At 56.9% G+C, this 23409-nt stretch carries 22 protein-coding genes and 1 pseudogene; 11 read left to right on the top strand and 12 right to left on the bottom strand.

Translation table 11 applies throughout. From position 1 onward, the window contains the following. Positions 1–70: 70 nt before the first annotated feature. Together AC2GXZ_RS31205 and AC2GXZ_RS31200 are read left to right on the top strand one after the other, a co-directional pair. A pseudogene (locus AC2GXZ_RS31205) lies at positions 71–424 on the top strand (type II toxin-antitoxin system RelE/ParE family toxin); the annotation flags it as partial. Continuing rightward, on the top strand, positions 417–731 hold the full coding sequence (locus tag AC2GXZ_RS31200; RefSeq protein WP_483763140.1) for a helix-turn-helix domain-containing protein: 315 nt from the start codon (positions 417–419) through the stop codon (positions 729–731). The pseudogene AC2GXZ_RS31205 and the gene AC2GXZ_RS31200, both read left to right, overlap by 8 nt. 115 nt (positions 732–846) lie before the next feature. Here AC2GXZ_RS31200 and AC2GXZ_RS31195 read toward each other — a convergent pair whose 3' ends face one another. The 9 genes from AC2GXZ_RS31195 to AC2GXZ_RS31155 all read right to left on the bottom strand — a co-directional run bounded on the left by AC2GXZ_RS31195 (position 847) and on the right by AC2GXZ_RS31155 (position 7422). After that, on the bottom strand, positions 847–1368 hold the full coding sequence (locus AC2GXZ_RS31195; RefSeq protein ID WP_483763139.1) for a hypothetical protein: 522 nt from the start codon (positions 1366–1368) through the stop codon (positions 847–849). Next, on the bottom strand, positions 1361–2053 hold the full coding sequence (locus tag AC2GXZ_RS31190) for a hypothetical protein (protein ID WP_483763138.1): 693 nt from the start codon (positions 2051–2053) through the stop codon (positions 1361–1363). Before AC2GXZ_RS31190 ends, AC2GXZ_RS31195 begins: the two co-directional genes overlap by 8 nt. Positions 2054–2872: 819 nt before the next feature. After that, positions 2873–3130: a hypothetical protein gene (locus AC2GXZ_RS31185; RefSeq protein WP_483763137.1), complete on the bottom strand. Its 258-nt coding sequence runs from the start codon at positions 3128–3130 to the stop codon at positions 2873–2875. A 410-nt stretch (positions 3131–3540) separates the two neighbouring features. Beyond that, positions 3541–3813, bottom strand: a complete 273-nt coding sequence (locus AC2GXZ_RS31180) for a hypothetical protein (RefSeq protein ID WP_483763136.1) — start codon at positions 3811–3813, stop codon at positions 3541–3543. Positions 3814–3919: 106 nt separating this feature from the next. Beyond that, a complete protein-coding gene (locus AC2GXZ_RS31175; protein ID WP_483763135.1) occupies positions 3920–4147 on the bottom strand; it encodes a hypothetical protein in 228 nt (75 codons plus the stop codon). Beyond that, the gene (locus AC2GXZ_RS31170; RefSeq protein ID WP_483763134.1) at positions 4144–4596 is read right to left on the bottom strand and encodes a hypothetical protein; all 453 of its coding nucleotides are present in this window, start codon (positions 4594–4596) and stop codon (positions 4144–4146) included. The genes AC2GXZ_RS31175 and AC2GXZ_RS31170 overlap by 4 nt, the downstream gene beginning before the upstream one ends. Before the next feature lie 404 nt (positions 4597–5000). Next, a complete protein-coding gene (locus AC2GXZ_RS31165; protein WP_483763133.1) occupies positions 5001–6644 on the bottom strand; it encodes a type IV secretory system conjugative DNA transfer family protein in 1644 nt (547 codons plus the stop codon). Between the two features lie 24 nt (positions 6645–6668). After that, complete coding sequence (locus AC2GXZ_RS31160) at positions 6669–6953, bottom strand: mobilization protein (RefSeq protein ID WP_483763132.1); 285 nt, start codon at positions 6951–6953, stop codon at positions 6669–6671. A 4-nt stretch (positions 6954–6957) separates the two neighbouring features. After that, complete coding sequence (locus AC2GXZ_RS31155; protein WP_483763131.1) at positions 6958–7422, bottom strand: hypothetical protein; 465 nt, start codon at positions 7420–7422, stop codon at positions 6958–6960. A 256-nt stretch (positions 7423–7678) separates the two neighbouring features. Between AC2GXZ_RS31155 and traA the strand changes: the two genes are divergently transcribed. The 3 genes from traA to AC2GXZ_RS31140 are packed head-to-tail and all read left to right on the top strand — an operon-like array spanning position 7679 to position 12455. Continuing rightward, the gene (gene traA, locus AC2GXZ_RS31150) at positions 7679–11239 is read left to right on the top strand and encodes a Ti-type conjugative transfer relaxase TraA (protein WP_483763130.1); all 3561 of its coding nucleotides are present in this window, start codon (positions 7679–7681) and stop codon (positions 11237–11239) included. 11 nt (positions 11240–11250) lie between these two features. Beyond that, complete coding sequence (locus AC2GXZ_RS31145) at positions 11251–12024, top strand: DUF6118 family protein (RefSeq protein WP_483763129.1); 774 nt, start codon at positions 11251–11253, stop codon at positions 12022–12024. Between the two features lie 14 nt (positions 12025–12038). Next, complete coding sequence (locus tag AC2GXZ_RS31140) at positions 12039–12455, top strand: VOC family protein (RefSeq protein ID WP_483763154.1); 417 nt, start codon at positions 12039–12041, stop codon at positions 12453–12455. On the opposite strand, the gene AC2GXZ_RS31135 is transcribed toward AC2GXZ_RS31140, so the two are convergent. Both AC2GXZ_RS31135 and AC2GXZ_RS31130 read right to left on the bottom strand, forming a co-directional pair. Then, entirely contained in the window at positions 12442–12696 is a 255-nt protein-coding gene (locus tag AC2GXZ_RS31135) for a hypothetical protein (protein WP_483763128.1), read from the bottom strand. The two genes, AC2GXZ_RS31140 and AC2GXZ_RS31135, sit on opposite strands and share 14 nt — an antisense overlap. A gap of 49 nt (positions 12697–12745) precedes the next feature. After that, positions 12746–13099: a hypothetical protein gene (locus tag AC2GXZ_RS31130; RefSeq protein WP_483763127.1), complete on the bottom strand. Its 354-nt coding sequence runs from the start codon at positions 13097–13099 to the stop codon at positions 12746–12748. A gap of 162 nt (positions 13100–13261) precedes the next feature. Between AC2GXZ_RS31130 and AC2GXZ_RS31125 the strand changes: the two genes are divergently transcribed. Next, a complete protein-coding gene (locus AC2GXZ_RS31125; protein WP_483763126.1) occupies positions 13262–14143 on the top strand; it encodes an MFS transporter in 882 nt (293 codons plus the stop codon). 143 nt (positions 14144–14286) lie between these two features. Here the strand turns inward: AC2GXZ_RS31125 and AC2GXZ_RS31120 are convergent, their stop codons facing one another. Further along, positions 14287–14715, bottom strand: a complete 429-nt coding sequence (locus AC2GXZ_RS31120; RefSeq protein ID WP_483763125.1) for a hypothetical protein — start codon at positions 14713–14715, stop codon at positions 14287–14289. 207 nt (positions 14716–14922) lie between these two features. Here AC2GXZ_RS31120 and AC2GXZ_RS31115 point away from each other — a divergent pair, with 207 nt between their 5' ends. The 5 genes from AC2GXZ_RS31115 (at position 14923) to leuS (ending at position 23172) form a co-directional block, all read left to right on the top strand. Beyond that, positions 14923–16152 carry an MFS transporter gene (locus AC2GXZ_RS31115; protein WP_483763124.1) on the top strand — a complete coding sequence of 410 codons (1230 nt, stop codon included), beginning with the start codon at positions 14923–14925 and terminating at the stop codon, positions 16150–16152. 153 nt (positions 16153–16305) lie between these two features. Further along, positions 16306–18156, top strand: coding sequence for an ABC transporter ATP-binding protein (locus AC2GXZ_RS31110; RefSeq protein ID WP_483763123.1), 1851 nt, complete (start codon positions 16306–16308; stop codon positions 18154–18156). A gap of 177 nt (positions 18157–18333) precedes the next feature. Beyond that, complete coding sequence (locus AC2GXZ_RS31105; protein WP_483763122.1) at positions 18334–18573, top strand: ParB N-terminal domain-containing protein; 240 nt, start codon at positions 18334–18336, stop codon at positions 18571–18573. 259 nt (positions 18574–18832) lie between these two features. Next, positions 18833–20362: a magnesium-protoporphyrin IX monomethyl ester anaerobic oxidative cyclase gene (bchE, locus tag AC2GXZ_RS31100; RefSeq protein ID WP_483763121.1), complete on the top strand. Its 1530-nt coding sequence runs from the start codon at positions 18833–18835 to the stop codon at positions 20360–20362. 290 nt (positions 20363–20652) lie between these two features. Beyond that, on the top strand, positions 20653–23172 hold the full coding sequence (gene leuS, locus AC2GXZ_RS31095) for a leucine--tRNA ligase (RefSeq protein ID WP_483763120.1): 2520 nt from the start codon (positions 20653–20655) through the stop codon (positions 23170–23172). Positions 23173–23409 lie beyond the last annotated feature (237 nt).

Raw genomic sequence — 23409 nt, 5'->3', positions numbered from 1 at the left:
GCTCTTAAAGTGTAACGCTCGGCGTTATATTTAAAGTGTAGAAATCTCGTGAGAGTTTTTTAAAAGTTGGTTTCAGAAGTTTGCCAGGAAAGAGAAAATCTCTGACGCGATGCTTTGTGAGGCTGTAGCGCGCGCCGAACGCGGCCAGGTCGATGCCGATTTAGGGGTTGGCCTTATTAAGCAGCGCGTCACTCGGCCCACCGCCGCTGGGAAGTCTGGCGGATTCCGGACACTGGTTTTCTTCCGAACGCAGCAGAGGGCTGTTTTTGCATTTGGCTTTGCCAAGAGCAACATGGCAAATCTTGATGATGCCGATGAGGCTTATCTGAAAAAGGCCGCGAAGCTAGTTCTAGGATTTTCAGATGAGCAGATAGACGCGGAGATCGCTGCGGGGCGTATGTTAGAGGTGAAATGCGATGAGTAAAACCTACAAGAGTGAGGCATTGGCAGCCATCCACGAGATGATTGAAGGATTCTATGAATCCGGAGCAATCGATAAAAAGACGATGCGCGAATTTGATGAAGGCTGCCTGACTACCGTGGCCTCTCTGATTCTGGAAGAAATTCGCACTATCCGTGAACGTGAAAGCATTTCAGCCCGTTTTGCCCGCTATTCCAACGTCAGCAAGGGGCTCGTTTCTGATTGGGAACGCGGTGTGAAGCGACCAAGCGGCCCACCGCTCCGCTTGTTGACTGTTGTCCGAAATAAGGGCTTACAGGCTATTGCCTGATTGTGCGGCAGGGGCCGCACAAGCCCGGAGGTGAACGCTCTTATCCAAATTGGGCTGTAGAGAACCGGAGGGCTTCTTATGGCAATGCCCCGGCGCTCAGCGCCGGGACCGCAGTTCAGATTGTGTGTCCCCTCTCGTTGAGCCGCACCAGATCGGTCAGGATAGATCGTAATTCTGGCCACGGAGTTTCTTTCAAAGAGTCGCCGGGGTCTTCCGTTTCGACGACCGAATGCAGCTTTGCGATTATGCCGACAACAGATCGGGCAGGGGTGTCCCAAAGGGCTTTCACCAAGGATTGCTCCCTGTCCATGGTTTCTGCTTCAGCCTGCTGTGCACGGCTGTAGCCAAGCTCCTCGTCTGCTGCCTCCCAAATCTCTTCCCGCTCGTCTTCAGGCAGATGGCGGACAATTTGGAACAGTGTTGTTTCCAGTCGTTGTTGCTGCCGGCATAATTCATCACAGTGTTTGTGGGTCGCAAACCATTCCTCCCAGAGCGCAAGGACTGGCTCAGTATGGTTGCCTTCCAGCATAGGTCGAGACCCGCTGTTTGCGACTTGAGCATTCGAAGCGGTGATCGATGCGGCGGCCGCGGAAAGCAGGGTACGGCGGCTGATCAGGGACATCGGAGCGTCAACCATGGTTAAGTCCCCCGATGCGCTTCAGGTCTGCGAGAAGCATGTCGAGTTCGGGAGACACGAATGATTTCCGAAACTCTGGGTCAGAAGGCTGCCATTTTGGATGCCGTCGATTGACCGGAATTTTCATTTCGAGGATCGAGTGCAATTTTGCGGTTGCGCCCGCGAGCGACAAGGCTGGTGTGTTTGCAAGATTTACAGCCAGTTTATAACGCTTATTCCACGCGTGCTTTTCCGTACGCTCGGCCAGACGATAGCCTGACCGCCTAGTAGCTTGATCCCATTCTGCACGCATTGCAGCCAGTTTGGTTTCAATCTCTGAACGAGCTTCGGCGCCGATCCATCCCTTCGCTATATAATGATCTAGATCTTGATTGTTCCCGATCGAAAATCCGCCCCCCTGTAAGTTCGAGCGCTTAATTTCGACAGTCGGCCATGCCGTTGTCCGGTACAATTCGCTTTCACGATCTAGTAGCGCCCGGTTCGCTTCGACATACAGGTCGTGCGCGTCCCTCCACTCGCGCCAGCGCAACACGGCCGGATCAATTTCAGCTCCAGTGGGTCGAATAGCGGTGATGCTGCCAAAGGCCTGTGCGGCAACTGCCACCACCGTAGAGGTTGTTGTGCCCGCAAGCAGATTACGGCGGGTGATTATAGGCATTATTCTGCTATTCTCGAAATCAGCCATGATTCAAGCTCCAACAAGCTAGATTGTGGTCAGGCTGGGGAGCGTGGTGCAAACACGAGACCCAGCCGCTAACAAAAGAACAGTAAACGACGCCATTTATTCAGTCAATAAATGACGCCATCTATTTAAGCATGACGATTTTGACAAACCCGATTAAGGCAACTATTCAATCGATTCATGGGACGACCACCGCTCAATTTTAAAGATATAAAGATCCGCCTTTCATCGGAGACGAGAGATCGTATCGAAGCTTTGGTTGGCAACTACCAGATCTCCGCTTTCATTCGTGGCGCGATCGAGCGAGAGCTCGCGCGGCTAGAAGCTGAACGTGGCGTCGGCAAGCAGAGTTCGTCACCGTCGCCCGAATGATTGGACTTTCAATAATTCGAGCAAGATTTCAGTCTTTGGTCCTCATACTGGATCAAATACCCCTCTGAACTCCGGATCGGAATAATCGGCGAGCTTGCCAGCGGTGATCGGCCGCTCAGCCGCAAAAAATAGCACTTCCAGATGTTGCGGCTTAATGAGCACCACTCGTCTAGTGTCGTAGGCGGGCGGCAGATATGGCAAACAAATTGTAAAATCCCTTACCGCCCTCGACGGCTTGAACTTCCTCTGATTGGTTTTCAGAATCAGGGGTATGAGTCATGGTATACGAGTGGGATGAACGGAAAGCACGACGTGCTTATCTTTTAAAAATCGCTGGCATTTTCGCTGCGACGCTGGTGACTGCGGGTGTGCCGATCTGGTTTGTCGTCCAGGCTATCAACCCATGATGCTCTCGTGACGCCGCTCGCCGGAGCCTCGCTAATGGCCTGCCTATAAGGCGATTTCACCGAACTGCACGCCGAGTTCGCCTAGTTTTCGCCAGCGAACGGTACAAGTTTGTCGAGTGCCGTCTTCAAAGAAAAGCAGGAATTCATCCGGAATCCCCATGGTGGTTTCCATGACGATCTTTGCGCCGCCGGCAGAGATGGGGTCGGTTCCGGCACGGGGCGGAATGACACTGTAAGCGCCCGGGCTGATGTCCCAATTGAACCCTTTAGAATTTAGGATCTGAAAAGCCATGATTTTCATGGGACGACGGCTGTCCCAAATGAACTATAGGCCAGTTGTTACGACGGGTTTGCGCCAGAAGCGGTCACGGTTGTAGACTTTGTCGTCCCTGCTATTTTTTAACCAATGGCAGGGATTGTTGCTGGCATGCAATGGTGTGAGTGGAAAGTATGATCACCTACGGCAATGTCGCGCTGATAATCGATTTGGCAGTCATCCTCTACGTGTTCTGGGTGATGAAACCCTTCATTGAGAACCGGGCTAGCCTCAGCGCGTTCACAAAAACAGACGTGCTCTATCTAGGGATGAGGATTATCCCGAGCGCAATGTTTATCATCGGTCATGCCATTGTTAGATCTTACGTCGCTAACTGATTGTCAATTTGAACGATGCCCTGATGACCGGTTTGGGCAAAAACCGGTCATCGCTCGCTAGGGTGTCATTTCGCCCTCAGCCGGAACCGACCCCGAGATGTTCCTAACCATGCAGTTGCGTGTGACCGAACCGCCAGCATAAACAATTTTCGCGCCTTTCAGCGCCCGTGTTCGCGGCGTGCTGCGCAGCTCGTTCATAAGAAATCCTTGCGTATCGATATTTTCCTCCTGGCGACTGGCTGGTGGCGAAAATGGCCCCCATTGGAAATTCATCATCATTTCCCTATGTAAGCCTAACACGGCAAGTACGCCGGACGGCGCGTTGGACATTCGCGTATGGCTTCCCGCTTTGACGTCCGGCTTGGGGAAGCATTCCTATCCAGACTAGGCACCGACTTGGCCCACCCTTAACGGGTGGGTTTCTTTTCCGTCTCATTTAAAGCGCAGAAAACTCTTCTGGCGCCGCACCCCGATAAGCCCTGATGGTGCCGCCGCTCGCATCCTGCATCTTGATCGAGGCAAGAGAGGGTTTGGCACGCAGCAGCCGGGCCGCAGTCTCGATCAGATCGACATCGGCCTGGTTGGTGAAGATGACCGTCAGCTTTTCGCCGTTGGAGTTCATCTGGATTTCCGACTGTTTACCCTCAGGATGATTGTCGTTCATCGATCGCCCCGCTTCTGGGTGAACAGGGTCGAAAGCATATCGCGCATCACATCCCTGGATATCTCTCCACTCTTCAACTTCGACATGATCTCCCGCAACGATTTTCCAGACGACAAGATATGCGGATCCTCACGGGTGGCCATGTGTCCGGGGAATTCGATGGCCTCGATGGCAAGATCTTTCTTGAAAATGCCGGCAATCGTCTTGTCGATGTGCCTGACGTAGTCCCCGGAAAAGTCGCGCGACACTTGAACGCTGCCATCTTGTGTATGGAGGCTGAGGCCAGGTAGTTCCGGCAATAGATCGAGTATGGTGGCCAAAGCTTCCCGTGTGCCTGGGCTGATATCTGCGGCTCCACTGCCTGTCATCATCAGCTGCCACGGTCTACCGGGATCGCTGCCTGCCAGCGTATATCGCCTCAGGGCTGTGGCCTTGACCGTCCGTTTCATCGCTTGTCTTCTTTCAGAAGCACCTGGCTGGCGATAGGCAAGGGGCGCAGCCAGTAAATGCATGCGCCGGCCATGTTCATGCGTTTATATCTGCATGGGCTGGAGGAGGGATAACCCGCGCCGATATAATAGCGATTATCCTATATCGGATGCAGGTGTGGAAGCGCCAAAAACGGCATAGGAGGCATGATATCTAAGATTACAGCGTCGAGGATCTCCGGAAGGCTTGCCTGTAAGGAGGACGGAGAGGCAACAACAACCAATGCTCTGGTCGATCGCTGTACTTCCTGGCGGACATCCGAACATTCGCGCCAATTCAAGGCAGCAGGCCTTGGCGGCACTACGGTGGATGGCGCCAAGGTGCGTTTCACGCGGATCTAACCGCGCCTTGGGATCATCTCCTCTCAGTTGAAATCCGAGCCGTCGAACAGGCCGCGATACTGCCGATCGCGATAGTACGCGACCTTATCGGCGATGATCGGCCGAATACCCTTGATCTTGAGGAACAAGGTGTCCGCGTTCATATGCATTGCCTCGTCGGGCGTCAGCAGCTTTCTCTGGTGGGTCTCGTAGAGGTTTGGACCACCAATCAGGCGGCGTTCCTCCCGTCCGGCCACGGTCGCATCTCCTGAGAGATCTGAGACGTAACGGGCCGTCAGCTCGTCATTGATATTGAACGCCTGGAAGACGCCGGCATTGGCGGCGAATGTATGGGCGCCGCGCTGGTAAAGCTCTTCGAGCTGGCCCCAATTCTGCAGGAAGGCCCATATCTGCAGACCGAAGCCGGCCATGAGGCCGACGGCTGTCTTGATCACGGGCAGATCGCCGATCGTCGCGAACTCGTCGAGGACGAACAGGACGGGGGCAGGGGGCTTGTTCCGATCGCGCTCGATATCCTGCATGGCGCAGGTGATCAGCAACCTGATCCAGCGGCCATGGGATTCCAGGCGTGATTGCGGAAGAACGATAAAGACCGAACTGACCCGTTTCTTGAGCCCGCCAAAATCCACATCCGAGCTTTTCAACGTCGGCCGCAGCTGCGGGCTGTCCAGAAAATTCGTCTGCTCCTGCGCCGTCGACAGGATCGCAGCGGCTTCCTTCGGGTTCTTGCCAAGGAAGACATTGGCGGCCGCTGCGATCGCGCCATCGGCGTCGAGCATCTGGGCCATGCTGTTCAAAAGCAGGCCGAACCGCTCGGCTGGATAGGTGAGATATTCGCGCAGCGTGACCAGGTTTCTGCGGTCATTCGGTTCGGACGCCACGACCGCCATGATGAGGCCACGCACCAGGGCGCGGGCCGCTTCATCGAAATGTAGCTCCCGAGCATTCGGGGCCGAAACGATGAGGGCACTGGCGATCGATGCGGCGTCATCGACGAAGTTTTGATCGTAGGCCGAGAGACCCGAAAGCGGATTGTAGGCGCAGTTATGTTTGCCGCTGACATTGAACGGATCAAGGACGTGAACCGGGCCGAATGTTGTCCGCCGGCGGGCAGTAATCTGGGCGATTTCGCCCTTGGGGTCGATGCAGATAACGCTCCTGTTGACGGTGAGAAGGTTCGGGATAATGACGCTTACGCCTTTCCCCGATCGTGTGGGCGCCACGGTCAGCAGGTGCTCAGGTCCATCAAAAAAGAGCGACTTTCCATTGCCTCGACTGCCTATCGTCAGGCTCGTATCGCGGCCGGCGTAGAGGTTCTTTTTCTCGGCATTCGTCGCATACCGCGCCGTGCCATAGGCGGCCAGATTGGTGATGTTCCGCCTGGCGAAAATGTCAAAACCCAGAATCCATAAGATGCCGGAAAGCAGGATTGCCGGAAGCGGAAGAAGGAGGAATGGCGTCAGTCCGAGGAGCCAGAACTTGCGCAAAGGGTCCAGGCTACGGCCACCGTCTGGCAGTTCAATATAAACCGGACGGACGATATAAAGGCGGTCTTCGAGCGCCCCGGTGATATAGAGAAAATATGTGATTGCGCCAAAAACGCTGGCATAGAAAATGACCGAAACGGCCATGGTGGCGCTCATGCGTCGCTGCCAAAAATCGCTCATAGGAAACCTTCGAAATAACCGTAATTATGATTTCCGGGCGTCGGATTCTCCCTCGGATTCCAAGAGGTCAGTAAACAGCGATCGGTCATTATCTCGTGTGAGGAAACCGGGTAGTTCTCGTCGCAACCAGACCTCCAGCTCTTTCGAAAATTGATCTTTGCCGTTTTCGAGACGATGGAGGACCAGGGCGCCGAGCAGAACCTTGCGCCGCGTATCATTGGCTCGCTCCTGTTTTCCCAATCGTGATTTCAGCGCCGACCGCTGAGCATCCAGTTCCGCCAGCCGCTGTTCAATTGTTTTGCGCGCCAAAATCTTACTCCTCTGAATAAACGTCCTTGATCCTGCGAATGGCTTCTTCGCTGCTAATTTCCCCGGCTTCATGAGAGGCGGTAATCGCCGCGATCTCTTTTCCGCTTTGCAGAAAATGCGGGTTATCAGCCGTGGCCACATGTTCGGGCCGCGTGCTGGTCGCCGGGAACACGATGCCGGTAATGCCAGGATCGTTCTCGAATACAGAGCCGATCAGGGCATCGACCGTCTCCATAGATTCACTTGGAAAATCACGGCTGACCGACAGATCGCCTCTTGCCGTCTTGATCGTCACGCCACACAGCGCCGGCATGAGATCGAAGATACGCGTCAGAGCACCGACGGTCTCCGCCGACAGATGAACCGGCTCATCCGTGTTTCCGATCATCGCCAGCTGCCAGGGTAGCCGACGCGAAAAAGCTTGCTTCAGGTGGGTGATCGCGGATTTCGCATACGTGCGTTCAGTCAATTTACCGCCGCCTTTCGTTCTGATTGCTGATCACTATAGCGAAGGCAGGCCGGATGATCACGGTAAAGATACCCTCTTTGGCCAGAAAACCGCCATCCGATCAGCCATTTTCTGCATTTCCTTCGACGCAATGAGGTTAGCCGCAGCGGAACACCGATGATTTCGAGAGCGTAGCGAACAGGATCATAAGGGCGCACTTACGGCTTGCTGCGCAAGTCAATGCTTGTTATCCTCCACGACAATCGGAGGATGCCGTTTGGCGATTTATCATCTCAGCGCAAAGCCGATTTCGCGGTCATCCGGTCGCAGCGCTGTTGCGTCTGCCGCTTATCGCTCCGCCGTAAAGCTGACGAACGAGCGCGACGGGCTGGTGCATGACTTCACTCGCAAAGAGGGCGTTCAGCACACCGAGATCGTTCTTCCCGAGCCGGGTGCCGGCGCCACAGGTTCGGCCGAATGGGCTTTGGATCGCTCGGCCTTGTGGAATGCAGCCGAGTTTGCGGAAAAGCGGAAAGACGCCCGTGTCGCTCGCGAGTTCGAAGTCGGGCTTCCGCATGAACTATCGGCCGAAGGGCGGATCGAGGCGACGCGGACGTTTGCCCAGGATCTGGCCAATCGGTATGGCGCAGCGGTGGATTTCGCGATCCATGCGCCGCATGAGAAAGGCGATGTTCGGAATTACCATGCCCATGTTCTGATGACGACGCGGCAGGTGGGGGAGGGCGGTCTTGGTGAGAAGACCTATCTTGAGCACAAGAACGCCCGGCTGTTGTCGAACGGCATGGCGACGACGGACATGCAGCTTCGCGACATCCGGCAGTCGTGGGAGAGCATCGCGAACAGCCAGCTTCAGCGCGAGGGGCTGGATATCCGGATCGATCATCGCTCGCATCAGGAGCGCGGGCTCGAACTTTCGCCGACCGAGCATGTCGGGGTTCATGCCACCCAGATGCAGCGGCTGGGCATGGGTGTCGAGCGGGCGCGGCTGGATGGCGAAGCGGCTCAGAAGAATGCCGATTTGATCCGCGAAAAGCCGGAGCAGGTTCTGACGATCATCTCCCAGGAGAAGAGCGTGTTCGATCGGCGCGATGTTGCTCGTGCCCTTCATCGCTACATCAACGATGACGCCCAGACGTTCCAGAATGCGTTTGCCTCGGTGATGGCATCGCCGGCATTGGCCGAGCTTCAGCCGGAGCGGATCGATCCGCAGACGGGCGAGATCGAGCTTGCGAAATATTCGACGAAGGAGATGGTTGGGATAGAAGAGGCCATGGCCCGAAGCGCTAGTATGTTGCGGCGAGCGCGGAGCCATGGCGTCAATCAACATTACGTCGATCGGGCGATAGAAAAGCAGGATGCAGCATTCCGGACAAGCTCCGGCGACAGTTCTGCACGACTTTCTAACGAACAGCGGCAGGCGATCGAGCATGTGACCGGGCCGGAGCGGATATCTGCGGTGGTCGGGTTTGCCGGTGCCGGCAAATCGACCATGCTGGCGGCGGCGCGTGAGGCCTGGGAAGCGCAGGGGTATCGGGTTCATGGTGCGGCGCTTTCGGGCAAGGCAGCTGAAGGCCTTGAGGAGAGTTCGGGTATCGAGAGCCGGACGCTGGCCTCCTGGTCGCGGGGTTGGGAGCGGGAAAGAAACCAGCTCGGCCGTGGCGATGTTTTTGTCATCGATGAGGCGGGCATGGTCAGCAGTCGACAGCTCGCCGGCTTCATCGGCGAGGCCGAGAAGCGCGGTGCGAAAATCGTTCTCGTCGGGGATCATGAGCAGCTGCAGGCGATTGGTGCCGGCGCACCGTTCAGGGCGGTTGCCGAGCGGATCGGCCATGCCGAACTGTCCGAAATCCGCCGGCAGCATGAGGGCTGGCAGCGGGAGGCGTCGGTGTCGTTTGCCACCCACAAGACCGCCGAAGGTTTGGCCGCCTATCGGGATCATGGCGACGTTCACTTTGCCGCCGACGGCGACGCGGCGCGGGCGGCCATCGTGCGCGATTATCTTGCCGATCGCGAGGACCGTCCGGACGGCAGTCGTGTTGCGATGGCGCATCGCCGCGTCGATGTTCGCGCCATCAATGATGCGATCCGTTCGGGACTTCAGGAACGCGGTGAGCTGGCGCGGGTCGCGTCTGGTGGTGCCGGCGGTGATGAGCTTTCGATCGGGGAAGGCAGGGGCCAGGAGCGGCCTCGGGCGCTGACCTATCAGACCAATGACGGAAAGCGCGATTTTGCCGAAGGCGACCGGATCGTGTTTCTGGAAAACGATCGGGATCTAGGCGTCAAGAATGGGATGCTGGGGACAGTGACCGCCGTCGAGGCGAAGGCACTACATATCGCACTCGACGGCAGGCGTGCTGAACCGGGAGAGCAAGAGCCCGGTTCGATCAGGGTAGACTTCGGTTCTTACCAAAGTGTTGACCACGGCTATGCGACGACGATCCATAAGAACCAGGGCGCAACGGTCGATCGTGCCTTCGTGCTGGCGTCGGGCACGATGGATCGGCATCTGACCTACGTCGCCATGACCCGCCATCGGGATGGGGCGCAGCTCTATGCCGACAGGCAAGAGTTTACTGACAAGAGGGCCGGCCAGTTGGTGGAGCATGGGGTTGCGCCCTACGAGCACAGGGAAGGCAATCGCGACAGCTATTTCGTGACGCTGGAGAATGCCGACGGCGAGCGCTCGACGACATGGGGTGTTGATCTGAGGCGGGCGATGGCCGAGGCATCGCCGGAGATTGGCGCGACGATCGGCCTTCGCCATGAGGGTTCTCAATCCGTTCGCCTGCCCGATGGAACAGAGACGCATCGCAATGCATGGAAAGTGATGGATGGTCAATCGATTGCCTATGATCAGTTGATAACTCGACTGAGCCGGTCGGGTCAGAAGGAAACAACGCTCGACTATGCCAGGGACTTTGCCGAGCGGCGTGGCATTGCCGAGGCGATCGGCGTCCGTAGCGAGATCGATCTTGGTGATGCCGCAATCAGAGGGCACGAGGTGCCCTCCCTTGCTGTCTCGGTAGCAGGGGCAGTTCAGGATCGGTCACTCAGCGAGCGTTCTGCTTACGAGGAGCATACCCCCTCGCAGGCCGATCCTGAGCGCGTGGAGCGTGCGCCCCGGCGCGGCATGTTCGATGGTCTGAAGCTGAAACCCGGTCGAAGCGCTACGCAGGCCGAACGGCCTGCGCGGGATAGCGGGCGGTCTCAGGAAGATCGGGGCGAGCGCGACAGGTTGGCGGAGCGGGTGCGGTCGATGTCGGGCTTTGAACAGGCTGTCGATCGCTATGCGCAGGTCTATAGTTCCGTCGATCGTCAGCTCAGCCAGGATTTGCCTGTCCTTGATACCCAGAAGCAGGCCTATCGCGCAGCGGCGGCCGAGATGGACCAGGTGCGGCCGGGATCGCATGCGCTGGTTCGTTCGGCCATGCAATACGATCCGCAGACCGCTAAGGCGATGACGCAGCTTTCCGGGCGCGAGCGTGTCGGCCGGCTAGTCGCCGGCATGGACCGGGAACGCGCCCTGCAGGCCGATCCGAACGTGCGGGCCGATCGCTTCATCGAGCGCTGGAACGAGCTTCGTTCCGAACGGCACGAGCTTCGGGGTTGGAACAATGACGAAGCGCGGGGTAAGGTCGATGCGGAAATGCGCGGGATGAGCCAGAGGCTTGGCGGCGACCCGCAGCTTGAAACGACCCTGCGCAATCGCGCCCAGGAGATGGGGATCAACTATATCAGTCGGGATCAGACCATCAGCTACGAGATGGAGCGGCAGCTGACCCAGGGCCGCAGCCAGAGCCTGGGGCTTGAACGATAGAAGGGCATCTCATGACGAACGATGATCGTGACGACAAGGTTTGGGGACAAGAGGGCGGCGAGCCAGAAATCTTCCGTCAAGATGACGCCAGCGATCCTGCTGCCGCGTTCGAGGCTTTACGCGACACGGTCGAGGACCTGGCCGCCGATCTCGGCCGGGAGATGACGACGATCCGCAAGGGCGTCGAGTCTGCCTTCGATCAGTTGGAGCGGCAGGGGGCGACCGTCGATTACAGTGCCGAGCTAGGCCGCATGACTCAGCAGCTCACCGTTGTCGGAGAGCATCTGCAGGCGATCCATCAGGCGCCGGTTCTCCGGCAGGGCGCCGAGCACTATGCCCGCGTCCTCGAGCGCAGTGGGGAGGGGCTGGTTCGCAACGCCGTCCAGCAGCTCGAGCGGCGAGCGTCCGACCTCGAGCGCGCCGGCAACGTGCTCGCATCTCACACCCAAAGCGCCCTTCATCGGCAGGATCAGAATTTCCGGATGTGGATGGCGGCCGGGATCGGCGTCATCGTCGGGGCGTTCCTGCTTGTGCTTTTGCCGCGCTTCCTGCCATTCTCGGCTGACAGCCGTGTTGCTGCCCTCGTCATGGGTGGCGATCGCATCGAGGCGGCCAGCGCCATCATGAATTCCGTCGATCCTGTTATCGTCAAGAAGATGAACTGGGGTGCCCAGTTCTACGACGCCGGCGGCGGGGAGATTACGTCGTGCCTAGAGAAGGCTAGGCAGGCCGGTAAAGACCAGAAATGCACCATCACCGTGCCAGCGCCGGAGAAAACGCCATGAGTGACCGGCCTTCCATGCGTTTTATCAATCCGATCCCGTTCGTTCGCGATATCCGCCTGTCCAGGAAATTCTATGAAAAGATGCTTGGCCTGAAGGTGCGGGAGGATGCGGGAAATTTTGTCCTGTTCGAGACGGGGTTTGCGATCCACGAGGGGACGGCGCTGGAACAGACGGTCTGGGGGGAACGGTCGGAGACGAGCGAGGCCTACGGGCGGCGAAATCTGCTGCTGTATTTCGAGCATGATGATGTGGATGTCGCGTTTGAGAGCATCGCGCCGCATGTCGAGCTGATCCATCCAGTCGAGCGGCAGGCCTGGGGGCAGCGTGTGTTTCGGTTCTACGATCCTGATGGGCATGCCGTAGAGATCGGAGAGCCGCAAAATCTCACCACCATGGACAGACCCGATGCTTCAGGTTTCACGAGCTCCTGATCGGAAACATGTCTTCGCCATAGTGGTGAAGCCGGGTGTGATGCTTTCGGCAAAGCCATCGTACCCTTAGAGGCTCATCATATTGATCGTGATGGGCATCGACCGCTTCGCCGCCGCAGACTTCGCATGTTTGCCTTTCCAGCTCGCCGGCCTTTATGGCGCGTTGCACGGCAAGGTGAGCATCGTATTTGGCGGGATTTGCTCGTCGCCAGTTCGCCTGCCGGGTATCGGTTTTGAGCATCGCCTCCTCGCCTGATCTGGGAGTCTATTATCCTTGTCTTGTTTGAAATCTAGCTCGTCAGGATCGTTACGGAAATACCTATCGTGCCGATGAGCGAAAAAGCCGGGATTTCTGCGACAAAGAAAATTTTAGTCGCAAGAAACGGGTGGCCTGTGGCTCTGCAGATCAGGCCATCTGTCCTCATGTACTGGACATGAGGACAAACGATGATGAATTCCATCCAATCTGCTTCACTACCCTCCGCATTCAAACGCATAGGCTGGTCGAATCTCTTCGCACAGTTTTCCGAACAGATAGCGTTGGCAGCGGCTCCATTGGCGGCGGTTTTGTTGCTTGGTGCGGGGCCGGTTGAAACCGGCTGGCTGCAAATGGCGCAAACTCTTCCGTTTTTGCTGCTGTCCATTCCGGCCGGACTTGCTGTTGATCGGGCTTCGCGCAAAATATTGATGGTGGGATCGGAGTTCCTGCGCAGTTTTTCTCTTATCGTTATTGTACTGCTTCTGGCATTTGGGCTGCTGAATGTGCCGCTACTCGCGATCCTGCCGTCGGGACAGTTTGTTACAGCGTGGCCGCTCCTGCGATTATTCCTTCAATTGTACCCCGTGCACGACTTGGCGATGCGAACCGCTGGCTTGAATTGGTGCGCAGCGCCGCTTTTGCCGCCGGCCCCGCTCTTGGCGGTGCGTTGGTCGGTTGGACCGGCGCTTCTACTGCCTATGTGCTTGCAACCGTGCTTTCCATTCTGGCCGCGCTGTATCTAGCAAGCATTCCAAAAGACCATGTGATATCACGCCCCTTCAGCAACCCGCTACAAGACGTGAAGGCGGGAGCGACATTTGTTGCACATCATAAATTCCTGCTTCCGATCCTGTTCACCGCGATCTTCTTTAACACCGCGTGGGTGATTTTGATGGCGGTCTTTGTTGCCTACGCCGTCCAGAACCTCGGCATGAGTGCGACCCAGGTAGGGATTGCCTTGGGAGTTGATGGTGTCGGCATGATTGCAGGAGCCATGATCGTGCCAATCCTCGCGCGGCGCTTTTCGGTTGGAACCATGATTGTTCTGGGGCCGCTCGGAGGATTTTGTGGGGCTTTCCTCATGTTGTTGACGCTGTGGTTTCCTTCATTCTGGCTGGTATGTATCAGTTTTTTCGTGTTCGGCGTCGGGCCAATCCTCTGGAGCATCACGACGATGACACTGCGTCAGGCGGTTACGCCAAACGTCATGCTTGGTCGAGTTTCGGCGCTGATAATGACCGCCACCTATGGTTCAAGGCCGCTTGGGGCTGCGCTCGGCGCTCTAGTTGCTGGCTATTTCGGCGTTGCAGCATGTCTATTCTTGGCAACAGGAGGATTCTTAATCCAGTTTCTGATTATCCTTCTTTCGCCAGTGCCGGGACTACGTGCCCTGCCGGTTGAACAAGAGACTGCCATTGAGCAGGTTTAACGGCCGGTCGTCGCAAAAATCCTGTTACGCGGCGCTACCGAAGTAGGGCTATCAAGTCGAGCAAAACTCGGGATTCGCGAGCGTCTTGCGGGTGGCGCCCGCCATACGGTAACAGCCACGCGTCCAGCGCGACTGAGTGCAGATTATCTTCTGCTGGTCAGATTCGGCGAGAACCACGGCTGCATCAACAATCGAATAACAAAGCCGGAGAAGCCTCCCACAACCAACCCGAGGCCAAGACTCATTCTCAATGTGTCGGCAATTTCACCGATGCTCCAAAAGAACCAGCATAGAAAAGCAGTTGTAGAGAAAAATCCGCACAAGGCAGCACAGAGGAGCCCCGAACCGAGATGTTTCCGCAGTACCGCGAACAGTACCCCACCACCAAACGCAGGCACCAAGCCAAAGCCATAAGCTAATGCAAGAAATGTTGAGGGTGATCGGCCTGAACTAGGGCTGCCAAAGTTTCCGCCGTCCAAGATTATCGGAATACAAACAAACAGGACACCCGGAAGCGGACCAACGATCCCAGCTAACACAATTAAAAGCCAAGCCGGAGGTTCTTTTGACATTAGGCGTTCTCAACCATCTAACTTGAAGCGAAACTAGCGAAAGCGGCTGATGACTGCAATTGGCGCGAAGCGGATGCGCTGCCGCGAAATTCCTGTTTTTGCAATGCTGCAAAAGCCAGGCGATCACCTATGATCCACAGACTAACGGAATGCCGAGAGATCCTTGAAGGCACGACGGGGGGATAGAATGCGACATATCGGTTCCAGATGATAGGGATACGGTTCATCGACCTCAGCCCGCTGACGGGCAATCGAGCTTTCCGTCGATTTTGGATTGGCACATCCTTTCAGACACTAGGCGATCAATTCACGGCCTTCGCGGTGCTCTATCAGATGTGGGAAATGACCCACTCGCCACTGATGACAGGGGTTGTCGGCCTGACGCTCGCCGTTCCGATGATCGTATTCGGACTGTGGGGTGGAGTGCTGGCGGACACGAGAGAAAGGCGTGCGTTGATACTGCTGGCGAACAGCGGGGCTATCATTTTCGCCCTGGCGCTCGTGGTGCAAGCGATGGCCGATTGGAAATCTCCAACCATCCTGCTTGCTCTCGCCGCAGGACAAACAGCTTTTACGTCGATTGGTAACCCAGCAAGAAAGGCCACCATCCCCATTCTATTAGCCCATGACAAGGTGGGGGCAGGTATCGCCGTGTCTCAAGCTAGTTTCCAGGCCGCGATGTTATCTGGGCCTGCCATCGCTGGATTGGGCACCGGTTTCTGGGGCATCGCGGGATCGTACGCTTTACAAGCTACTGCTTTCACGCTCGCATTCAGCGGCCTCCTTTACCTGCCTCGCATACCGCCCCTAAATACCGGAGAAACCGGTATCAAGCGGCTAACGGCAGGTTTCAGTGCGATCGGAACCAATCCCGCGCTGCGAGGAGCGCTCCTGGTCGATGTCGCGGCGACAACTCTGGCTATGCCGACAGCGCTCTTTCCCGCTCTGAATCAAGATCGCTTCGACGGGGCTCCCGAAACACTTGGCTTGTTCCTATCCGCTATCGCAATCGGTGGGATTTCGGCGACTTTCTTGTCGGGTGGCATCACCCGACATCTCCAGCAGGGTAAAGTTCAGTTCGGAGGTGCGTTGCTATGGGGGCTGGCTTTGGCTCTGGCGGGGATCGCCACATCTGGGTGGATAACACTCGCCTGTCTCGTTGTCGCAGGAGCAGCTGACACAATCGCGGTGTTGGCGCGCGGATCAATCGTGCAGCTTTCTTGTCCTCCACCGATGCGTGGCCGAGTATTGGCTGCCGAGCAGATTGTCGGTGTTGCCGCACCGCAAATCGGAAACTTTCGCGCTGGGGCGATGGCAGCAATTATTCCGCCCGGCTTTTCCCTTGCGATAGGCGGTTTGCTTTGTCTGATTGCCGTCGCCGCTATAGCAAAAGCTCATCCTAAACTGGCACAATTTCAAACAAGCGATCGCTCATAGACAGGTAATCGCTTTTGGGCAGGAGAGATTGCTGATTGCCCAGCTTCTGGCTGTTCGCACAACTCCTGACATTTTGCCACGTTAAATTGAGACTACTGCGGAAGACGGCACTATATTCTCCCGGTCGTCCCTCCCGATCTCATGCGAGCGGCCATGTCTATTTCAGATGCGATTTACCGCCCCTTCGAGAGCCTGATCCGCCCGCTCGACATCCCCTATCGGCCGCTACCATCCAAGGGGCCGGTAGCCGTTCTCCTGCACTTCATCTCGATGTTTCGCGGGATCCTGATCGCCGTCGCCCTTGCCACTATGGCGATCGAGGCGATGAATCTGACGATCGTTTGGGGGCTCTCGGTCATCGTTGATGGCGTAACGCAGCAAGGCGCTCGCGCTTTCCTGTTCAATGAACGGCCACTGTTGATTTTCCTCGGCTTGATGCTCTTCCCCGCCATTCCGATCGGTTCCTTCCTCATCAATACGCTGAACTCGCATACGCTCGGCATTGGCATGCCTGCCGCCATTCAATGGCAAGGCCACAGGGCGGTGGAGCGGCAGGACCTGGCCTTCTTCCACGATCTCTATGCCGGCCAGGTCGCCTCGCGCCTGCAGCAGGTGGCGTCAGCCGTTCAGCAGCAGGTGATATCGGCTTTCCATTCCATCCCGCGCTTCGTTATGCAGATGACTGGCTCCGTCATTCTCCTGAGCGCGCTCTCCTGGCAGCTCGCCCTGCCGACCATTGTCTGGATCACGCTCAACGTCCTGCTCGCCGTCAGGCTCGCGCCTGTCTTCACCGAGCGCTCGCGCCGTGCCGCCAAGCGCCGCAGCCGGGTTTCCGGCGCAATCACTGACGTCTACGCCAATATGCAGATGGTGAAGCAGTTCGCCGCTGAAGACAGCGAGGCGGGCGCTATCCGCGGCATTATTGGCAAGGCCATCGATGCGCAACAAAGCGAGCAGCGCATCTACCGCACCTCTGAAGTCATCGTCGTTGTCCTCAACATGATGCACTGGTTGGCAATTCTGTCGATCGGCTTCACCGGACTCGTCGAAGGTTTCGTCACAATCGGCGAATTCACCGCCGCTGTGTATGTCCTCACTCGTTTGTCAGGCCACACCTTCACGTTCCTGCAGATGGGCCAGCAGATCTTCCAGGCGATCGGAACGATCAAGGACGCCATGCCGGTGATGACAACTCCACCCACCATTACAGACCGCCCGGATGCTGCTGATCTCAAGGTTGAGACTGGCGAGATCCGTTTCGAAAATGTCTACTTCGCCTACAAGACCGGCAAGCCTGTCATCGAAAACCTAACGTTGACCGTTCACCCCGGCGAGAAGGTCGGGCTCGTCGGCCTCTCGGGTGCGGGCAAGACCACGCTCGCAAACCTGCTCTTGCGTTTTTACGATATCAAGAGGGGCACGATCTTGATCGACGGGCAGGATATCCGTGCCGTCAGCCAACAAAGTCTCAGGCGCGCTATCGGCGTCGTTGCGCAGGATGTCGCGCTGCTGCATCGTTCTGTTGGTGACAATATCCGCTATGGTCGGCCGGAGGCGACCGAACAAGAGGTCGAGGAGGTAGCGAAGATGGCAGCGGCCGACGCCTTTATTGCCGATCTGTCGGACGCCGAAGGCCGCAAGGGCTATGACGCCTTCGTCGGCGATCGCGGTATCAAACTGTCGGGCGGCCAGCGCCAGCGTGTCGCCGTCGCCCGAGTGTTGTTGAAGGATGCGCCAATCCTTGTGCTCGACGAGGCGACTTCGGCTCTCGACAGCGAGTCTGAGGCTGCCATCCAGGAGAAGCTCAATCTGGTGATGGAAGGAAAAACGGTCATCGCTATAGCCCATCGTCTTTCGACAATCGCTAGCATGGACCGTATCGTGGTGCTCGATCGAGGGCGCATCATCGAAGAAGGCAAGCCGGGCGAACTTATTGAACGAGATGGCCTTTTTTCCCGCCTCTGGAAACGCCAAACTGGAGGGTTTATTCCTGAGGACGTTTAATGTGTTATGACCTTTGGCTAGGTGAGCCATGTTTGATCTTCAAAGTTGCCTAGCGAGCGCAGAGGCCGGGGATGTTCAAGAGTGGGGGACGGTCTCTTACTCCACAAACGTTACTGGATCGGGCCCCTCTCGATTAAGCTTTCAAAGCTGGAAAGGAGCTGCGGGCCTGAGGCGGTGATGGACTACCGGGTCCCTGAAGAAGTCTGGCAAGAGCGGACTCATAATATCGCTGCTGACCTAATCGACGCGAAACAATTGCCGCCGCTGATCGTGGAATGGCAACATCGACGCCTTGTCGTTCGAGATGGCAACCATCGGTATGCAGCCATGGTATCGAAAGGCTGGAAATCATGCTTTGTGGTCGTGTGGTGTAATAGTGAGATAGAGCACCTGGCCGCTCTATCGCAATTATCCTGATTTTGCAGCGTTGCAGAAGTCAGGACAACATATTGATCAAATGTCGGGATACTTGCGACTGTGTACAAGTCTAAGTCCGCCCAAACCGGCATTTGATAGAATCTCGAATGCTTCGCGGCTCCCTCAAACCGCAGGCACGGTTTGAACTCTGGCTTAGCCAGCTCTCAGCCTTCTGTTCTGTAGGTGTTATCCGGACTTAAATGAATTCTTATAAGATGTGTCCTTAGTCTCCGAAAAGATTGTCGCTGGGGCTGGGCACTTGAAAATCTGCATCGTCAATCCGCCGCATACCGCGATCGGTAGCCGTGTGCCGGATGATCACCTGCCGCCTTTGGGTCTTCTGGCCATCGGCGGACCTTTGATTGATGCCGGCCATGATGTGTCGCTGATCGATGCGGAATTCGGGCCGATGTCGGTTACTGCCATCCTATCGAATATCATTTCGGCTGCGCCGCAGGCGGTGCTGATCGGTCATTCCGGCTCAACCTCGGCACATCCGACGGCGCTCGCCATCGCCGAGGCTATCAAGGCCGTGGACGACAGAATACTGGTCATCTATGGCGGTGTGTTTCCGACCTATCACTGGCAGGACGTGCTCTCCGAGACCGACGCATTTGATGTGATCGTGAGGGGCGAGGGGGAGATGACCGGCGTTGTGTTGATAGATGCTCTGGAGACCGGAAGGCCGCTTTCCAGGGTCAACGGTGTTGCCTATCGTGACGAAGACGGCCGGGCCAAGGCGACAGCCCCGGCGCAGGCGGTTGCCGATCTCGACAGCTTTCGTGTGGGCTGGGAACTGATCGATCATGATCGCTACAGCTATTGGGGCGGCAAGAAGGCTGTGGTCATGCAGTTTTCCCGTGGCTGTCCGCATCTGTGCAATTACTGCGGTCAACGTGGTTTTTGGACCCGCTGGTGTCATCGCGACCCGGTGCTGTTCGCTCGCGAAATCGGAAGACTTCACCGCGAACATGGCGTTGAACTAATCAACCTCGCCGACGAAAACCCGACCTCATCAAAAAAGGCATGGAAGGCGTTTCTCGATGCGATGATCGCCGAGAACGTGCCTGTTCTAATCGTGGGCTCCACCCGCGCCGACGATATCGTCCGCGATGCGGACATTCTGCATCTCTATCGCCGGGCGGGTGTGATCCGCTGGCTGATCGGCATGGAAAATACCGACGAGACGACGTTGGCGTTGATACGCAAGGGCGGCGGCACTGCTATGGACCGACAGGCTATCCAGCTTTTACGCCAGCACGGCATCCTTTCCATGGCGACATGGGTGGTGGGTTTCGAGGAAGACCGGCTGAAGGATCTATGGCGCGGCTTTCGCCAGCTTCTTTCCTACGATCCCGACCAGATCCAGGCGCTTTACGTGACACCGCACCGTTGGACGCCATTTTTCCGTATCGCCAAAGACAGACGGGTCATTCAGGCAGACGTACGCAAGTGGGATTACAAACATCAGGTTCTGGTAATGGCGCATTTCCGGCCTTGGATGCTATTCTTCTGCGTGAAGGCGATCGAACTGGTGATCCAGGCGCGACCTAAGGCGCTGGGGCGGCTGCTATTTCACCCCGACCGGGAACAACGACATTCTATGCGCTGGTATACGCAGATGGGCCGGCGGGTGTGGGTGCGCGAGATCTTTCAGTTCCTGCTTCGAGATCGGTTTTTGGTCAATCCGCCAACGCTGGAAGCGTTCTGGGGCAGCCCCCAGGGTGCTGATGAGGAATCGATGGCACTCCCGGCGCGGCGGCCTAAGAAGCAGATACGGGCCGTATAGTACGCAATCCGTAACGTGAGAAACGAAGTTGTCGCATAAATCCTGATTTTGCAGCGCTGCAAAAGTCGGGATAATATATCGAACAAATCTCGGAAGATTTGCGACAACTGGACATTCGATAAAATTCATGGCAGTCGTTTAGACATGAATTACAGCGCCGCCCACAGCCTGCTCCTAAGCACCTTCGCTTGACGAAGGTGGGTTAGCGCGCGCGCTTTTATATATAACCCGCCGGAGAGGCGGGTTTTTTATTGCTCTCTCTTCGGCCAAATCAACCGGTAGAGACAATCATGGCCTACGATCCCAAGCGTATCGAGCCCAAGTGGCAGGACTATTGGCACACTAATGCAGTGTTCCGAACCGGAGAAGACCGCTCCAAGCCGAAATATTACGTGCTCGACATGTTTCCGTATCCATCGGGAGAGGGCCTGCATGTCGGCCACCCTGAAGGCTATACCGCGACCGATATCGTCGCGCGCTACAAGCGGATGGCGGGTTTCAACGTACTGCATCCGATGGGATGGGATGCCTATGGATTGCCGGCGGAACGTTATGCTGTGCGCACAGGTGTACACCCCGCAATTACCACCAAGACCAATATCGCCAATTTCAAGAGCCAAGTGCAGCGGCTGGGCTTTTCCTATGACTGGAGCCGCGAATTCTCTACCACAGATCCCGACTTCGTCCGCTGGACGCAATGGATCTTCCTCAAGCTCTACGAACATGGCCTTGCCTATCAGGCAGAGGTGCCGGTCAACTGGTGCCCAGCGCAGGGCACGGTCCTGGCGAATGAAGAAGTGAAGGACGGAAGATATGTGGAGACCGGCGAGCCGGGCGAGCGCCGCCTCATGCGCCAATGGATGCTCAGAATCACGGACTACGCCGATCAGCTGCTTAAGGATTTGGACGGCCTCGAATGGCCCGAGGGTATTAAAACCATGCAGCGCAACTGGATTGGCCGTTCCGAAGGGGCGGAGATTGCTTTTGCCATTGAAGCGCGCCGGGATCGCCTCACCGTCTACACGACCCGACCGGAGACCATCTGGGGGGCGACCTTCCTTGTGCTGTCGCCCGAGCATCCGATGGTATCGGCAATCACGAGCCCAGCGCAGTGGGATGCGGTCCAGGGCTATCTCACCCGCACAGCGGCGCTGAGCGATATCGAAAAATTGCAGGAGAGCGACAAGAGCGGTATATTCACTGGCGCATACGCCATAAATCCCGCAACCGGTCGGCCGATACCAATCTGGATCGCTGATTACGTGCTAATGGGCTATGGCACCGGCGCCATCATGGCGGTACCCGCCCATGACATTCGTGACCACTTGTTCGCACGCACGTTCGGCCTGCCAATCGTAGAGGTGATCGCTGCGCCGTCAGCAATCAACATTCAGGAGGAGGCTTGGGAGGGCGAGGGCCGCCTAATCAGTTCGGGGGACTGGACCGGCTTCGACGCGACAGCGGCGAAGCGGGCCGCTATCGCATGGGTCAAAGAGCGAGGCGTTGGGCGAAGCCGAACCCAATACCGCCTGCGTGACTGGCTGTTCTCGCGACAACGCTATTGGGGTGAACCCTTTCCAATCTTGCACCGGGCGGACGGCACGATTGTGCCGCTGCCAGAGGACGCCTTGCCGTTGCTGGCACCGGAACTGGACGACTACAAACCGACGCAGACCGGTGAACCGCCGCTGGCGCGAGCCGAGAATTGGGTGCGCACAAGCGATCCCGCGACCGGCCTGAACGCGCTGCGAGAAACAAATACAATGCCCCAATGGGCTGGCTCTTGCTGGTATTACCTGCGCTTTGCCGATCCCAAAAATGCCGTGGCACCGATCGATCCGGAGGTGGAAAAATACTGGCTGCCCGTCGATCTTTACGTCGGGGGTGCCGAGCATGCCGTGCTGCACCTGCTCTATGCCCGCTTCTGGCATAAGGTACTCTTCGATATCGGCGTTGTATCGAACAAGGAACCATTCCAGAAGCTCTTCAACCAAGGCATGATATTGGCCTTCTCTTATCGTGATGCCTCCGGGAAGTATTATCGTCCGGATGATGTCAGCGAGCACAACGGCCAATGGTTTGCGGGAGACATGCTGGTTAGCCAGCAGGTCGAGAAGATGTCCAAGTCCAAGTTCAATGTTGTCAATCCGGACGAGGTGATCGATCTCTACGGCGCCGATGCCATGCGCCTCTACGAAATGTTCATGGGGCCTCTCGACGTGGCCAAGCCGTGGCAGATGTCAGGCGTAGCGGGCGTCAGCCGCTTCCTGCATCGGGTCTGGCGCATGGTCTCGAACGCTGCGGATGGCCTGAACGATCAGATCTGCGCCACGCCGCCAACGGCCGATATCGCGCGCTTGACCCACAAGACCATCCGCGCAGTCAGCGAGGATATCGAAGCGATGCGATTCAACACGGCGATCTCCAAGTTGATGGAGATGTCGAACGCATTGATAGCGCTGAAGCGAAGGCCACGAGCGGCAGTGGAGACCTTCGTGCTGCTACTCGCTCCCTTCGCGCCCCATATCTGCGAGGAAATATGGTGTATTCTGGGTCACAAGACCTCTGTTGCGTATGCACCTTGGCCGTCTTTCGACGAAGATTTGGCAGAGGATGAGCGTCGGGAATACGTTGTCCAAATCAATGGCAAGCTGCGTCACAAAGTGTTCGCCGCCCCGGGTCTGTCTACCACCGCTCTTCTGAGTGCCGTTAAGAATGATCCGCGTGTGAGTGCCCTGCTAGAAGGCAGACAGATAAAAAAAGAAATTGTCGTACCCGATCGCCTCGTGAATTTTGTCGTGAGAGATTGATTGTAGCAAATATCCTAATTTTGCAGCGTCGCAAAGGTTGGCTAACATACCAAACAAAACACGGGACTTCTGCGAGAGCAAAGATGTCGGAAAAGATTGATATTGAGTTGTTCCGGAAACTCGAACAGGAATTGCATAGACCGGATATTCGCTGTTCAAAAGAGGCCGTCTCCGCGCGGCTGGCAGACGATTTTCTGGAGTTTGGCAGCTCCGGCCGGGTCTACGACAAAGTCGTTG

The sequence above is a fragment of the Aliirhizobium sp. YIM B11859 genome (assembly GCF_057163345.1).
The sequence above is the reverse complement of the archived record's forward strand: the minus strand, read 5'-3'. Positions and strand labels throughout refer to the sequence as shown.

Bases quoted from the DNA above. Each gene is read 5' to 3' on its own strand.
- AC2GXZ_RS31110 (WP_483763123.1), top strand. From the start codon at position 16,306: ATGTCTATTTCAGATGCGATTTACCGCCCCTTCGAGAGCCTGATCCGC.
- AC2GXZ_RS31135 (WP_483763128.1), bottom strand. From the start codon at position 12,696: ATGCTCAAAACCGATACCCGGCAGGCGAACTGGCGACGAGCAAATCCC.
- AC2GXZ_RS31190 (WP_483763138.1), bottom strand. From the start codon at position 2,053: ATGGCTGATTTCGAGAATAGCAGAATAATGCCTATAATCACCCGCCGT.
- AC2GXZ_RS31165 (WP_483763133.1), bottom strand. From the start codon at position 6,644: ATGAGCGATTTTTGGCAGCGACGCATGAGCGCCACCATGGCCGTTTCG.
- AC2GXZ_RS31200 (WP_483763140.1), top strand. From the start codon at position 417: ATGAGTAAAACCTACAAGAGTGAGGCATTGGCAGCCATCCACGAGATG.
- AC2GXZ_RS31140 (WP_483763154.1), top strand. From the start codon at position 12,039: ATGCGTTTTATCAATCCGATCCCGTTCGTTCGCGATATCCGCCTGTCC.
- AC2GXZ_RS31185 (WP_483763137.1), bottom strand. From the start codon at position 3,130: ATGAAAATCATGGCTTTTCAGATCCTAAATTCTAAAGGGTTCAATTGG.
- AC2GXZ_RS31130 (WP_483763127.1), bottom strand. From the start codon at position 13,099: ATGGACAGCAGCAAAAACGGAAGAGTTTGCGCCATTTGCAGCCAGCCG.
- AC2GXZ_RS31145 (WP_483763129.1), top strand. From the start codon at position 11,251: ATGACGAACGATGATCGTGACGACAAGGTTTGGGGACAAGAGGGCGGC.
- AC2GXZ_RS31175 (WP_483763135.1), bottom strand. From the start codon at position 4,147: ATGAACGACAATCATCCTGAGGGTAAACAGTCGGAAATCCAGATGAAC.
- leuS (WP_483763120.1), top strand. From the start codon at position 20,653: ATGGCCTACGATCCCAAGCGTATCGAGCCCAAGTGGCAGGACTATTGG.
- AC2GXZ_RS31105 (WP_483763122.1), top strand. From the start codon at position 18,334: ATGGACTACCGGGTCCCTGAAGAAGTCTGGCAAGAGCGGACTCATAAT.
- AC2GXZ_RS31120 (WP_483763125.1), bottom strand. From the start codon at position 14,715: ATGTCAAAAGAACCTCCGGCTTGGCTTTTAATTGTGTTAGCTGGGATC.
- AC2GXZ_RS31170 (WP_483763134.1), bottom strand. From the start codon at position 4,596: ATGAAACGGACGGTCAAGGCCACAGCCCTGAGGCGATATACGCTGGCA.
- AC2GXZ_RS31195 (WP_483763139.1), bottom strand. From the start codon at position 1,368: ATGGTTGACGCTCCGATGTCCCTGATCAGCCGCCGTACCCTGCTTTCC.
- AC2GXZ_RS31180 (WP_483763136.1), bottom strand. From the start codon at position 3,813: ATGTCCAACGCGCCGTCCGGCGTACTTGCCGTGTTAGGCTTACATAGG.
- AC2GXZ_RS31115 (WP_483763124.1), top strand. From the start codon at position 14,923: ATGATAGGGATACGGTTCATCGACCTCAGCCCGCTGACGGGCAATCGA.